Raw genomic sequence first — 13,282 nt, forward strand, 5'->3', positions numbered from 1 at the left:
CCCAGCTGGCCGCGGGATCTGCGCCGCCGGAAGAGAGCCGGTGTCTCGCGCGTTCCAACGCTCGCACCCGTTGCGAAGGAGAAACCACCCAAATGACCACAGCCCGTCCCGCAAAGACCCGCAACGAGGGCCAGTGGGCGCTGGGAAATCGCGAACCGCTCAACGCCAACGAAGAGATGAAGCAGTCCGGCGCCCCCCTCGACGTTCGGGAACGCATCGAAACGGTGTACGCCAAGGCCGGGTTCGACAGCATCGACAAGTCCGACCTGCGGGGCCGCTTTCGCTGGTGGGGCCTCTACACCCAGCGCGAACAGGGTTACGACGGAACGTGGACCGGCGACGAGAACATCGACGTGTTGGAGGCCAAGTACTTCATGCTGCGGGTGCGCTGCGACGGCGGGGCGATCTCGGCCGCCGCGTTACGTACCCTCGGGGAGATTTCGATCGAATTTGCCAGAAACACCGCCGACATCTCCGACCGCGAGAACGTGCAATACCACTGGATCGAGGTAGAGAACGTCCCGGAGATCTGGCGCCGGCTGGATGCCGTCGGGCTGCAGACCACCGAGGCCTGCGGCGACTGCCCGCGCGTGGTGCTGGGCTCGCCGCTGGCCGGTGAATCCCTCGATGAGGTGCTCGACCCGACCTGGGCGATCGACGAGATCGTGCGGCGCTACATCGGCAAGCCCGACTTCGCCGACCTGCCGCGCAAATACAAGACCGCCATCTCCGGCCAGCAGGACGTGGTCCACGAGGTCAACGACATCGCGTTCATCGGCGTGAACCATCCCGAGCGCGGGCCCGGCCTGGACCTGTGGGTCGGCGGCGGGCTATCCACCAACCCCATGCTGGGTCAGCGGGTCGGCGTCTGGGTGCCGCTGGAAGAGGTGCCGGAGGTGTGGGCGGCGGTGACGTCGATCTTCCGCGACTACGGGTATCGCCGGCTGCGGGCCAAGGCGCGGCTGAAGTTCCTGATCAAGGACTGGGGCATAGAAAAGTTTAGGGAAGTTCTCGAAACCGAATACCTCAAGCACCCCTTGATCGACGGCCCGGCCCCCGAGCCCGTCAAGCATCCGATCGACCACGTCGGTGTGCAGCGACTGAAGAACGGCCTCAACGCCATTGGGGTCGCGCCGATCGCCGGACGGGTGTCCGGCACCATCCTCACGGGGGCGGCCGAGCTGGCCGCGCGGGCCGGTTCGGACCGGATCCGGTTCACCCCTTACCAGAAGCTGGTGATCCTGGACGTGCCCGACGACAAGGTCGAGGAGACCGTGGCAGGCCTCGAAGCCCTGGGGTTGCAGTCGCGCCCGTCACACTGGCGCCGAAATCTAATGGCGTGCAGCGGGATCGAATTCTGCAAGCTGTCGTTTGCGGAAACCCGGGTCCGGGCCCAGTCTTTGGTGCCCGAACTGGAGCGGCGGCTAGAAGACATCAACTCCCAGCTTGACGTCCCGATCACCGTCAACATCAACGGCTGCCCCAACTCGTGTGCGCGAATTCAAATCGCCGACATTGGGTTCAAGGGTCAGATGGTCGACGACGGTCATGGCGGCACGGTCGAGGGCTTCCAGGTGCACCTTGGCGGCAGCCTCGGCCTGGACAGCGGTTTCGGCCGAAAACTGCGCCAGCACAAGGTCACCAGTGACGAGCTGGGCGACTACATCGATCGGGTGGTGCGCAATTTCGTCAAACACCGCGCCGACGGTGAACGGTTCGCGCAGTGGGCCGTTCGCGCCGACGAGGACGACCTGCGATGAGCGGCGAAGCGACCAGGCCGACCGAAGCCGAACTGCGTGAGCTGGCCGCCCGCGGCGCCGCGGAACTCGAAGGCGCCAGCGCCACCGACCTGTTGCGATGGACCGAGGAGAACTTCGGCGGTGTTAACGGGCCGCGCGGCTGGGCGACGTGCAACTACGTGGTGGCCTCCAACATGACCGACGCCGTGCTGGTGGATCTGGCGGCCAAGGTGCGGCCGGGCGTGCCGGTGATCTTTCTGGACACCGGTTATCACTTCGTGGAAACGATCGGCACCCGGGATGCGGTCGAATCCGTCTACGACATAAGGGTTCTCAATGTGACTCCGGAGCACACGGTGGCCGAGCAAGACGAGCTGCTGGGCAAGGACCTGTTTGCCCGTGACCCTGGCGAGTGCTGCCGGCTGCGCAAGGTCGTCCCGCTGGGCAAGACGCTGAGCGGTTACTCCGCCTGGGTGACCGGGCTGCGCCGGGTCGAGGCGCCGACCCGCGCCAACGCCTCGGTGGTCAGCTTCGACGAGGCGTTCAAGCTGGTGAAGGTCAACCCGCTGGCGGCCTGGACCGACCAGGACGTGCAGGACTACATCGCCGAGCACGACGTGTTGGTCAATCCCCTTGTCTACGAAGGCTATCCATCGATCGGCTGCGCTCCGTGCACGGCCAAGCCGGTCGAGGGCGCCGACCCGCGCAGCGGGCGCTGGCAGGGACTGGCCAAGACGGAATGTGGGTTGCACGCGTCGTGACGGCACTCGTGCTGACCGCCCACGGAAGCAAGGATCCACGGTCGGCCGCCAATGCGCGGGCCGTCGCGGACCGGGTGGCGCGGATGCGCCCCGGACTGGACGTGCGGCTGGCCTTCTGCGAGCTGAACGCGCCCAGCCTGGTCGACGTGCTGGACGGGCTATCGGGCGCCGGGCGGGCTGTCGTCGCCCCGCTGCTGCTGGCAAACGCCTACCACGCCCGCGTCGACATCCCCCGCCAGATCGCCGGCTGCACGACGCCGCAGCGGGTGCGCCAGGCGCCCGTGCTCGGCGAGGACGACCGGTTGGTGTCGGTGCTGCGTCAGCGCGTGACGGGGTTGGGGGTTTCGCGGCTCGACGACACGCTCGGAGTGCTCGTCGTGGCGATCGGCTCATCGGACCCCGTAGCGAACGCGCGCACCGCGCGGGTGGCGCCGAAGCTGCTCGCGGGCACCGGTTGGGTCGGCGCGACGACGGCGTTCGCCACCCGACCGCAACGGTCGCTGGCCGAAGCCGCCGGCAGGTTGCGCCGCCAAGGCGCCCGACGGGTGATCATCGCGCCGTGGTTCCTGGCGCCCGGGTTACTGCCAGACCGGGTGCGGGCGTTCGCTGACCGCGCCGGCATCGAGATTGCGTCCCCGTTGGGCGCACACCGACTGGTCGCCGAGACGGTGCTGGATCGCTTCGATCAGGCGTTGAACGAAGGCGCCGGGCGCATCGCGGCCTAACGCGCCCCAAACCTCCAGCCACTTGCGCCACTCGCGCCTCAATGGTTTCTGAGGCGAGGGTCTTGTCGGCGGCTCGTCGTAGTATTTCGAACATGCATTCGAGTAGCTGTGAGGAGATCGGTGCGGTCCTCGACGCGCTGGATGCCGACGTGGACCGTGCCTGCGCGCTGTCGTTTGACGCGTTGATCACGCCGGAGCGGCTGCGGATCCTGGCGCGCCTGGAAAAGATCGCCCGCCGGCTACCGGTGCCCGGCCACGCGTTGATCAACCAGCTCGCCGAGCAGGCCAACCGCGAGGAACTGGGCGGCACACTGGCCCACGCGCTGGCCGACCGGCTGCGCCTCACCCGCGGCGACGCCCACCGGCGCATCGCCGAGGCCGCCGACCTGGGACCGCGGCGCGCGATCACCGGCGAGCCCCTGGCACCTGTGTTGACCGCGACCGCCGCCGCCCAACGCGACGGCGCCGTCAGCACCGGCCACGTGCGGGTGATCCGGCGGTTCTTCGACGAGCTGCCCAGCGGCGTCGACCTCGGGACCCGAGAAAAAGCCGAAGCGCACCTGGCCCGGCTGGCCACCCAGCATCGCCCCGATCAGCTCGCCAAACTGGCCGACCGGCTCACCGGCTACCTCAACCCCGACGGCACCTACACCGACAACGACCGCGCCCGCCGCCGCGGACTCACCCTGGGCAAGCAGGGCCTCGACGGCATGTCGGCGCTGCGCGGCTGGCTCACCCCCGAAGCCCGCGCCACGTTTGAGGCCGTCTTGGCCAAGTTGGCCTCTCCTGGGATGTGCAACCCGGCCGACGACACCGCATGTGTGGACGGCGCGCCCGGCGAGGACGCGGTTCAGGGCGACACCCGCACACCGGCCCAGCGCAATCACGACGGACTCAACGCCGCGCTGCGCGCGGTGCTCGCGTCGGGAAAGCTGGGTCAGCACAACGGATTACCGGCCTCCATCATCGTCACCACCACCCTGGCCGAGCTCGAAGCCGCCGCCGGACGCGGCCTGACCGGTGGGGGCACCCTGCTGCCCATGAGTGATGTGATCCGCCTGGCCCGCCACGCCCGGCACTATCTGGCCATCTTCGACAAAGGTAAAGCCCTGGCGCTGTACCACACCAAGCGGCTGGCCTCCCCCGCCCAGCGGATTGTCTTGTATGCCAAGGATCGTGGCTGCACCCGGCCGGGCTGTGATGCGCCCGGATACTGGTGTGAAGTCCATCATGTCGAGGAGTGGGCCACCACCCACACCACCGACATCAACACGCTGACCCTGACCTGCGGCTCCGATCACCCCCTGGTCGAACCGGGCGGCTGGAGCACCCGCAAGAACGCCCACGGCGACACCGAATGGATCCCACCGGCGCACCTGGACTACGGGCAACCGAGGACGAATACCTACTGGCACCCGGAAAAGCTCCTCCGCGATGGGGAAGACGAGGACGACGACGACCCGTAAAGTCACGCCGACGTCAGCGTGGTCCGATCTTCGGCGGCACCGTCACTACCGGGCCCCGCCACGCCACCGACGATCGGCGGTACCCGGGTGGCGCGCACATACACGGTGTCGCCGTCGCCTAAGGCCAGCGCCTCGGCATCGCCGCGGGTGATCTGGGCGGTGAAGGCGCCGCCGGTGGCCGCGCTGGTCAATTCCACGCGCACCTCGAAACCCAGCGCCACCACCCGGTCGACGGTGGCACGCACGACCCCGATGGACTCGGCGGTGCCGTCACCACCGGCGATCGCCATCTCGGGATTGCGGCCCACCCGGATGTCGTGCGGGCGGACCAGGGCTCCGTTCAGCTCGGACACCGCACCCAGGAACGACATCACGAACGCGTTCGACGGCGAGTCGTAGACCTCGGTCGGGGACCCGACCTGCTCGATGCGGCCCTTGTTGAGCACGGCGATCCGGTCGGCCACGTCCAACGCCTCGGCCTGGTCGTGGGTGACCAGCACCGTGGTGACGTGCACCTCGTCATGCAGGCGCCGCAACCACGCCCGCAGGTCCTCGCGGACCTTGGCGTCCAGCGCCCCGAACGGCTCGTCGAGCAGCAGCACCTGCGGGTCGACGGCCAGCGCCCGGGCCAGCGCCATCCGCTGCCGTTGACCGCCGGAGAGCTGGTTGGGGTAGCGGGTCTGAAACCCGCTCAGCCCCACCACTTCCAGCAGGTTGTCGACCTTGTCCTTGACCTCGGCCCTGGGCCGCTTGCGGATCTTCAACCCGTACGCCACGTTGTCGCGAACGGTCAGGTGCTTGAACGCCGCGTAGTGCTGAAACACGAATCCGATGCCGCGACGCTGCGGCGGGACCCGGGTGACGTCATGGCCGTTGATCGTGACGGTTCCGCTGTCGGGCTGGTCGAGGCCGGCGATGGCCCGCAACAGGGTCGACTTGCCCGAACCGCTGGGGCCCAGCAGCGCCGTCAGCGAACCGGTGGGCACGACGAAGTCCACGTGGTCCAGGGCGACGAAGTCGCCGTAGTGCTTGTACGCGTCGCGCACGACGATCGCGTGGTCGCCGCGCTCGGTTCCGTTGTCGGTCATCTACGAGTCTCCTTGTCGGGCCTACTTGGTCGCCCGTGCCCGGCGGGCATCGAGGACGACCTGGAAGATCAGGACCAAGACGGCAACGCCCATCAGCAACGTCGATAGCGCGTAGGCGCCGTACTCGGCCCCGCGGTTGTACCGGTCCGAGACGAGCAAGGTCAGCGTTTGCGACTTGCCCGGCAGGTTGGACGACACGATGATGACGGCACCGTATTCGCCGAGGGTGCGCGCGATGGTGAGCACGATGCCGTACGTCAGGCCCCACCGGATCGAGGGCAGCGTGATCCGCCAAAACGTCTGCCACCAACTCGAACCCAGCGTCGCCGCCGCCTCCTCCTGGTCGGTTCCCAGCTCGTGCAGCACCGGCTCGACTTCGCGCACCACGAACGGCAGGGTGACGAAGATGCTGGCCAGCACGATGCCGGGCAGCCCGAAAATGATCTTGAACCCGAGATCCTTTTCGACAAACCCGAACGCGCCGGCCGATCCCCACAACAGGATCAACGCCACGCCCACGATCACGGGCGACACCGCGAACGGCAGATCGATGATCGCCTGCAGCAGACCCTTGCCGCGAAAGCGGTTGCGCGCCAGCACCAATGCGGTCGGGATGCCGAAGATCACGTTGAGTGGCACCACGATGGCGACCACCAACAGCGTCAAATTCAGCGCCGATATCGCCGCCGGCGTGCTCACCCAGTCGACGAACTGACCGAACCCCGGCCGGAACGTGCGCCACAGGATCAGCGTCACCGGAACGACGAGCAGGACGAAGATGTATGCGAGCGCGACGAACCGGATCAGATAGCGAACACGCGGCGAGGATGTCATCCGGCCAACTCCTCACGCTTGGCCGCACGCCCACCCACGACCCGCAAGATGAGCAGCACGACAAACGAGATCGCCAGCAGCACAACGGATATCGCGGCCGCGCCGGTGCGGTCGTCGTTCTCGATCAACGTCCGTATCCACTGCGACGACACTTCCGTCTTGCCCGGCACCGCGCCGCCGATCAGCACCACCGACCCGAACTCGCCGATCGCTCGCGAAAACGCCAGCCCCGCACCGGATAACAGGGCCGGTGTCAGCGACGGCAGCACGACCGAGGTGAAGATCTTTGCGCCGCCGGCGCCCAGCGACGCCGCCGCCTCCTCGGTTTCCCGGTCGATCTCCAGCAGCACGGGCTGAACGGCGCGCACCACGAAAGGCAGCGTGACGAAAGCCAGCGCCACCGCCACGCCCCATGCGGTGTGCTGCAGATGAAGACCCACCGGGCTGTTATTCCCATACAGGGCCAGCATCACCAGGCTGGCGACGATGGTCGGCAACGCGAACGGCAGATCGATGATCGCGTCGATGAGCCGTTTGCCGACGAAGTCGTCGCGCACGAGCACCCACGCGATCAACAGGCCGAAGATCAGGTTGACCGCCGTCACCCCGGCGGAAATCGTCAACGTCACCCGGAACGACTCCAGCGCGGCATTCGACGTGACCGCGAGCCAAAAGTCGTGCCAGCCACCGCTCGCGGCCTGCCACGCGATGGCCGCCAGCGGCAACAGCACGATCACCGAAAGCCACAGTGTCGCCACACCGATGCGAAGCGAGGTGGCTCCCGACCCGTGCACAACTCGCACGCCCGGTGGCGCCTCAGTGGCGCCACCGTCGATCTCGGGCCGGATCGCCTCGGGGTCGGGTGTCACGGTGGTCGTCATCCGGTGGCCTGCGTGTAGATCTTGGTGATGCTCCCGGAGTTCTTGTCGAACAGCCGCGGATCCACCGTCCCCCAACCGCCGAGGTCGGCAATCGTCCACAGTTTCGCCGGCACCGGATATCGGTCCCGAAAGTCGGCCGCAACCGCCGGATCCACCGGCCGAAATCCGGCCTGCGCCCACACCTTCTGCGCCGCGGCGGTGTACTGGAAGTTTTTGAAGGCGACGGCGGCGTCGAGGTGCGGGCTGGTGGTGACCACCGCCACGGGATTCTCGATCTTGAAGGTCCGTGGTGGGTTGACGTGGTCGACCGGTTTACCGGCCCGCTCGATCGCGATGGCCTCGTTCTCGTAGCTGATCAACACGTCACCGCTGCCCTGAACGAAGACGTCGGTGGCCTCCCGCCCCGACCCGGGACGCAATTTCACGTGTTCCCGCACCAACTTGTTGATGAAGTCAACGCCGGCCTGACCATTGGCGCCGCCATCGCTCTTGACGGCGTACGGGGCAAGCAGATTCCACTTGGCCGACCCCGAACTCAGTGGGCTGGGCGTGATGACCTCAACGCCGGGCCGCAACAGGTCGTCCCAATCCCTGATGTTTTTCGGATTGCCCTTGCGCACCACCAGCGTAACCACCGACCCGAACGGGATTCCCTTGGTGGCGTCGGTGTTCCAGTCCTTGGAAACCTTGCCGGCCTTGACCAATCGGGTGATGTCCGGCTCGACGGAGAAGTTCACGACATCGGCCGGCTTACCGTCGACGACGCCGCGCGACTGGTCGCCGGAGGCGCCATAGGAGGTAATCACCTGCACGCCCTTGCCCTCGTCCGAGGCATTGAACGCGGGAATCACCTTGCTCCAGCCCGGTTCTGGGACCGAATAGGCGACCAGCGTGATACTCGTGTGCGCGTTGGCCAGCCCGCCGCCGCCGACGACGTCGCTGGCACCACCGTGACACGCGGCAACGACACCGACAACCAGGGCGAGCGCCCCGACGTGCCGGACGGGCCGCCGGCGCGGCACGCCGCCGATGTCGTCAAGCATTGGTGGCCTTTCAGTGCGATGTAGGGCGGGACTTATGGGGCTGGTGTCCCGTTACCGCGGAAAGGCGCCTCGAAATGCAGGAGATTCACGACTCCATACCAGACCGCGCACGGGTTCGGGAGTCAGCGACAACAGTGCACGAAAACGGCGCATTCCAAAACACCGGATGCCTCGTGCATGTCGCGAAGCCTAACAGGAATTCGCTGGGCCGCCACCGGAGCCATCCACCGGCGGGTCGGCGACGCTGGGTGCCTCAGTGGGTCAACAGCCAGGTGACGATCACCAGCACCACGAGCGTGACGAGGATCAACGTCACGTGCGACCGGGGCATCGCGTTACCCGGGCGCCCCATCGGCGTGGCGGGCGCGGCGCATCAACTGGATGCCCTTGCCCAGCAGGCCGTCCAGCAGCGCCGCCGTGACGTAGGCCACCGCCAAAACGACGGGCATCACAATCATGGCCTGCAGCACGAAAGCGAGCCCGGAAAGCCACAGCTCGTTGCCGTCCCACCAATTCAGGAACGCGTCCATCCGGCTCACCCTATTCGTCCCGACACCGTAAAACCAATGTGTCAAGATCGGCGCATGCCACCCGGATCCGACAAAACGACCTGCCTCATCGCCGGCGGCGGACCGGCGGGCATCATGCTCGGCCTGCTGTTGGCCCGCGCCGGCGTGAAAGTCACGGTGATGGAAAAGCACCCCGACTTCCTGCGTGACTTCCGCGGCGACACCGTGCACGCGAGCACCTTGCGGCTGCTTGACGAGCTCGGCTTGGGGCCGCGGTTCGCCGAGCTTCCGCATCGCCTCATCGACACCGTCCACATGGAGATACAGAACGAACCGATGAACCTCGATCTGACCCGCCTTCCGGGCGAGCATCAGCACATCGCCCTGGTGCCGCAGTGGGACTTCCTCGAGATGGTGGCCGCCGCCGCCGAGGCGGAGCCCAGCTTCCGGTTGTTGCGCAGCACCGAGGTGACCGGAGTGATTCGCGACGGTGACCGCGCCGACCGTGTCATAGGCGTTACGTACCGTGACCAGACGGGCGAAACCAAAGAGATGCGCGCCGAGTTGACGGTGGCCTGCGACGGCCGCTCGTCGACGGTGCGCTCGGCGCTGGGCCTGACACCGCACAGCTTCGGCGCACCGATGGACGTGTGGTGGTTCCGGTTGCCCCGCCGGCCCGACGATCCGAGCGGGCTGGCCGGCGTGCTGCGCGCCGGGCACGCGACGATCATGATCGACCGCGGCGATTACTACCAGATCGCCTACATCATTCCGAAGGGAACCGACACCGAGCTGCGGGCCCAAGGCATCGAGGCGTTGCGCCGGGCGCTGGTCAGCATGGTGCCCTGGATCGCCGACCGCATCGACAAGCTGACGTCGTTCGACGACGTGAAACTGCTTGACGTGCAGCTTAATCGGCTCCCCCGCTGGTACGGCGCCGGCGTGCTGCTCATCGGGGACGCGGCGCACGCCATGTCGCCGGTCGGTGGTGTGGGCATCAACCTCGCGGTGGCCGACGCGGTGGCCGCCGCCCGCATACTGGCCCGTCCGTTGCGCGCGGGACGAGTGTCCACCCGACAGCTGGCCCGGGTCCAGGCGCGCCGCTGGCTCCCGACGGCGATTCTGCAGGCGGCGCAACGAATGATCCACGCCAACGTCATTGCGGCCGCGGTGGCCGGCGGTGACCGACCGGCGCCGCGCGGCGTGCGCGTGGTGGGCCGAACCCCGGCATTGCGGCGACTCGTCGGCTATCTGGTGGCGATCGGCCCGCTACCGGAACACGCGCCCACATACGCCAGGCGCGCCGGATAAACCCGACACCCGCTGCGAACATTGGACGCCGGGCAGGTGGACAGTCGATGATGACGGGATGGTCCTGCACGCCCAGCCCACCGACGGTGCACCCGAGGAAGCGTTCGAAACGGCCCCGGAGACGGCCCTGGCGGCGCCCATCGATTTCGGCGCGCCCGGGCCGCTCGCGCCGAGCGGGTCGCTGCGGAACCCCTTTCCGCCGATCGCCGACTACGCATTTCTGTCGGACTGGGAGACGACGTGCCTGATCTCCCCGGCCGGATCGGTGGAATGGCTCTGCGTGCCCCGGCCGGACTCCGCCAGCGTTTTCGGCGCGATCCTGGACCGCAGCGCCGGCCATTTCCGGCTGGGCCCCTACGGCGTCTCCGTCCCGTCGGCGCGCCGCTACCTTCCCGGCAGCCTGATCATGGAGACCACCTGGCAGACCCACACCGGGTGGCTGATCGTGCGCGACGCGCTGGTGATGGGGCCGTGGCACGACATCGAGCGCCGGTCGCGGACGCACCGCCGCACCCCGATGGACTGGGACGCCGAGCACATCCTGCTGCGCACGGTGCGCTGCGTCAGCGGCACCGTCGAGCTGATGATGAGCTGCGAGCCGGCGTTCGACTACCACCGCATCGGGGCCACCTGGGAATACTCGGCCAACGCGTACGGCGAGGCCATCGCTCGCGCCAGCAAACAACCCGATGCCCACCCGACGCTGCGGCTGACCACCAACCTGCGCATCGGGCTCGAGGGCCGGGAAGCGCGGGCACGCACCCGGATGAGAGAGGGCGACGACGTGTTCGTCGCCCTGAGCTGGACCAAACACCCGGCGCCGCAGACCTACCAAGAGGCCGCCGACAAGATGTGGCAGACCACCGAGTGTTGGCGGCAGTGGATCAACATCGGCAACTTCCCCGACCATCCGTGGCGGGCGTACCTACAGCGCAGCGCGCTCACGCTGAAGGGGTTGACGTATTCGCCCACCGGCGCGCTGCTGGCGGCGGCCACCACGTCGCTGCCGGAAACGCCGCAGGGCGAACGCAACTGGGATTACCGCTACGCCTGGGTTCGCGACTCGACGTTCGCCTTGTGGGGGCTCTACACCCTGGGGCTGGACCGCGAAGCCGACGACTTCTTCGCGTTCATCGCCGACGTCTCCGGCGCCAACAGCAACGAGCGTCACCCGCTGCAGGTGATGTACGGCGTCGGCGGCGAGCGCAGCCTGGTCGAGGAGGAGCTGCACCATCTGTCCGGCTACGACCACGCCCGCCCGGTGCGGATCGGCAACGGCGCCTACGACCAGGTCCAGCACGACATCTGGGGCTCGATCCTGGACTCGTTCTACCTGCATGCCAAGTCGCGCGAGCAGATCCCGGAGACCCTGTGGCCGGTGTTGAAGAAACAGGTCGAGGAGGCGATCAAGCACTGGCGTGAGCCCGACCGCGGAATCTGGGAGGTGCGGGGGGAGCCGCAGCACTTCACCTCCTCGAAGGTGATGTGCTGGGTCGCGCTGGACCGTGGCTCCAAGCTGGCCGAGCGGCAGGGCGAGAAGAGCTACGCCCAGCAGTGGCGCGCCATCGCCGAGGAGATCAAGGCCGACATTCTCGAGCACGGGGTGGACTCCCGCGGCGTGTTCACCCAGCGCTATGGCAGCGACGCGCTGGATGCCTCGCTGCTGCTGGTGGTGCTCACCCGGTTCCTGCCGCCGGACGATCCGCGCGTGCGCAACACCGTGCTCGCGATCGCCAACGAGCTCACCGAGGAAGGCCTGGTGCTGCGGTACCGGGTCGAGGAGACCGACGACGGCCTGGCCGGCGAGGAGGGCACGTTCACGATCTGCTCGTTCTGGCTGGTGTCCGCGCTGGTCGAGATAGGCGAGGTGGCCCGCGCCAAGCGGCTGTGCGAGCGGCTGCTGTCCTACGCCAGCCCGTTGCACCTGTACGCGGAGGAGATCGAGCCGCGGACCGGTCGGCACCTGGGCAACTTCCCGCAGGCGTTCACCCACCTGGCACTGATCAACGCCGTGGTCCACGTCATCCGCGCCGAAGAGGAGGCCGACGGCTCCGGGACCTTCCAGCCGGCCAACGCGCCGATGTGATACCCCGCGTCAGCTCAGGGCGCTGACCTCGTCCATCATGGCGTGCGCGATGTCGATGGCGCTGCTGTTGATGTCACCCGATCTTTGGGGCGACGGATTTGAGGTGTTGAAAAAGTCGACCTCGACCTCGACGAGGCAATTGTCCCGCACGCCAATCGCGCGGCCCGCCGGAATCGATGGCGAATCCGAGCCGGACACCGTAAACCGCATCGAAACGGTCGCCCCGAGAACAGAAGCGGCAGCTTGGATGTTGGTGGCCTTGGCCTCGAGCCTGAACACGCTGCCCGGCAACGGCAACGTCGTGCCATCGCATTTTTGCCACTGCCGAGAGAATTCCGCAAACAACGCCTTGGCGTCGGCGGCCGTCGGCAGGCTGACCACGCCCTCCCGCACGCCGGTCACCTCGACGGACCTGGCAACGTGCCGCCACGTCTCGACCGCGACCTGGCTGACATTGGCGGATTGGTAGACGCTTTGCTGCAGCATTTCCGCGACGCCGAGGCAGTCGACGGGCAAAGCCGGTCCGTCGTTCTGCAACTGGTCCGGGCCCCCGAACCGCGGCGGAAAACGATGATCAACCTCGAAGGACTGCTTGAGGATTCGCGACAATACGCCTTCGCCGAGCAGCACCCGCTTGATCGTTTGACCGGTGAGCGGTCGCGGCGTCGAGTCCGCTGTCGGCCGCGCCGTTCCACCGACGGCGACGGCGCAGCCCGCGGCCAGCGTCACGGCCGCCAACAAGGGCACAAAAGCCCCGATGGTTTTCAAACTTCTTGCCTTATCTCCTGCTTTACCAGCAGTTTACGCATACCGGTGCTGCACCGCCGCAAGCCACACCG

At 67.6% G+C, this 13,282-nt stretch carries 12 protein-coding genes; 6 read left to right on the forward strand and 6 right to left on the reverse strand.

The window, feature by feature from the left end; translation table 11 throughout:
- Positions 1-92 precede the first annotated feature (92 nt).
- From K3U93_RS15830 to K3U93_RS15845, 4 genes are all read left to right on the forward strand, one after another.
- Entirely contained in the window at positions 93-1,760 is a 1,668-nt protein-coding gene (locus K3U93_RS15830; RefSeq protein ID WP_071509364.1) for a nitrite/sulfite reductase, read from the forward strand.
- A complete protein-coding gene (locus tag K3U93_RS15835; RefSeq protein WP_071509363.1) occupies positions 1,757-2,500 on the forward strand; it encodes a phosphoadenylyl-sulfate reductase in 744 nt (247 codons plus the stop codon). Before K3U93_RS15830 ends, K3U93_RS15835 begins: the two co-directional genes overlap by 4 nt.
- Positions 2,479-3,225: a sirohydrochlorin chelatase gene (locus tag K3U93_RS15840; RefSeq protein WP_420915357.1), complete on the forward strand. Its 747-nt coding sequence runs from the start codon at positions 2,479-2,481 to the stop codon at positions 3,223-3,225. Before K3U93_RS15835 ends, K3U93_RS15840 begins: the two co-directional genes overlap by 22 nt.
- Before the next feature lie 92 nt (positions 3,226-3,317).
- Positions 3,318-4,691: an HNH endonuclease signature motif containing protein gene (locus K3U93_RS15845; protein WP_071509361.1), complete on the forward strand. Its 1,374-nt coding sequence runs from the start codon at positions 3,318-3,320 to the stop codon at positions 4,689-4,691.
- A gap of 2 nt (positions 4,692-4,693) precedes the next feature.
- Here the strand turns inward: K3U93_RS15845 and K3U93_RS15850 are convergent, their stop codons facing one another.
- The 5 genes from K3U93_RS15850 to K3U93_RS15870 form a co-directional block, all read right to left on the reverse strand.
- A complete protein-coding gene (locus tag K3U93_RS15850) occupies positions 4,694-5,779 on the reverse strand; it encodes a sulfate/molybdate ABC transporter ATP-binding protein (RefSeq protein WP_083010384.1) in 1,086 nt (361 codons plus the stop codon).
- 21 nt (positions 5,780-5,800) lie between these two features.
- Entirely contained in the window at positions 5,801-6,613 is an 813-nt protein-coding gene (gene cysW, locus K3U93_RS15855; protein WP_071509359.1) for a sulfate ABC transporter permease subunit CysW, read from the reverse strand.
- Positions 6,610-7,494: a sulfate ABC transporter permease subunit CysT gene (gene cysT, locus K3U93_RS15860; RefSeq protein WP_083010383.1), complete on the reverse strand. Its 885-nt coding sequence runs from the start codon at positions 7,492-7,494 to the stop codon at positions 6,610-6,612. The genes cysW and cysT overlap by 4 nt, the downstream gene beginning before the upstream one ends.
- Complete coding sequence (locus K3U93_RS15865; protein WP_083010382.1) at positions 7,491-8,537, reverse strand: sulfate ABC transporter substrate-binding protein; 1,047 nt, start codon at positions 8,535-8,537, stop codon at positions 7,491-7,493. The genes cysT and K3U93_RS15865 overlap by 4 nt, the downstream gene beginning before the upstream one ends.
- A 335-nt stretch (positions 8,538-8,872) precedes the next feature.
- Complete coding sequence (locus K3U93_RS15870) at positions 8,873-9,067, reverse strand: hypothetical protein (protein WP_083010381.1); 195 nt, start codon at positions 9,065-9,067, stop codon at positions 8,873-8,875.
- Positions 9,068-9,121: 54 nt separating this feature from the next.
- Here K3U93_RS15870 and K3U93_RS15875 point away from each other — a divergent pair, with 54 nt between their 5' ends.
- Positions 9,122-10,357, forward strand: coding sequence for an FAD-dependent oxidoreductase (locus tag K3U93_RS15875; protein WP_083010380.1), 1,236 nt, complete (start codon positions 9,122-9,124; stop codon positions 10,355-10,357).
- A gap of 58 nt (positions 10,358-10,415) precedes the next feature.
- Entirely contained in the window at positions 10,416-12,443 is a 2,028-nt protein-coding gene (locus tag K3U93_RS15880; RefSeq protein ID WP_071509354.1) for a glycoside hydrolase family 15 protein, read from the forward strand.
- Between the two features lie 9 nt (positions 12,444-12,452).
- Here K3U93_RS15880 and K3U93_RS15885 read toward each other — a convergent pair whose 3' ends face one another.
- Positions 12,453-13,211 carry a sensor domain-containing protein gene (locus K3U93_RS15885; protein WP_217808422.1) on the reverse strand — a complete coding sequence of 253 codons (759 nt, stop codon included), beginning with the start codon at positions 13,209-13,211 and terminating at the stop codon, positions 12,453-12,455.
- Positions 13,212-13,282: the final 71 nt, after the last annotated feature.

The organism is Mycobacterium malmoense (assembly GCF_019645855.1).
In the GTDB taxonomy this organism is placed as follows: domain Bacteria; phylum Actinomycetota; class Actinomycetes; order Mycobacteriales; family Mycobacteriaceae; genus Mycobacterium; species Mycobacterium malmoense.

Coding starts and splice junctions, on each gene's coding strand:
- K3U93_RS15875 (WP_083010380.1), top strand. CDS start 9,122: ATGCCACCCGGATCCGACAAAACGACCTGCCTCATCGCCGGCGGCGGA.
- K3U93_RS15845 (WP_071509361.1), top strand. CDS start 3,318: ATGCATTCGAGTAGCTGTGAGGAGATCGGTGCGGTCCTCGACGCGCTG.
- cysW (WP_071509359.1), bottom strand. CDS start 6,613: ATGACATCCTCGCCGCGTGTTCGCTATCTGATCCGGTTCGTCGCGCTC.
- K3U93_RS15840 (WP_420915357.1), top strand. CDS start 2,479: ATGTGGGTTGCACGCGTCGTGACGGCACTCGTGCTGACCGCCCACGGA.
- K3U93_RS15880 (WP_071509354.1), top strand. CDS start 10,416: ATGGTCCTGCACGCCCAGCCCACCGACGGTGCACCCGAGGAAGCGTTC.
- K3U93_RS15850 (WP_083010384.1), bottom strand. CDS start 5,779: ATGACCGACAACGGAACCGAGCGCGGCGACCACGCGATCGTCGTGCGC.
- K3U93_RS15865 (WP_083010382.1), bottom strand. CDS start 8,537: ATGCTTGACGACATCGGCGGCGTGCCGCGCCGGCGGCCCGTCCGGCAC.
- K3U93_RS15870 (WP_083010381.1), bottom strand. CDS start 9,067: ATGGACGCGTTCCTGAATTGGTGGGACGGCAACGAGCTGTGGCTTTCC.
- K3U93_RS15835 (WP_071509363.1), top strand. CDS start 1,757: ATGAGCGGCGAAGCGACCAGGCCGACCGAAGCCGAACTGCGTGAGCTG.
- K3U93_RS15830 (WP_071509364.1), top strand. CDS start 93: ATGACCACAGCCCGTCCCGCAAAGACCCGCAACGAGGGCCAGTGGGCG.
- cysT (WP_083010383.1), bottom strand. CDS start 7,494: ATGACGACCACCGTGACACCCGACCCCGAGGCGATCCGGCCCGAGATC.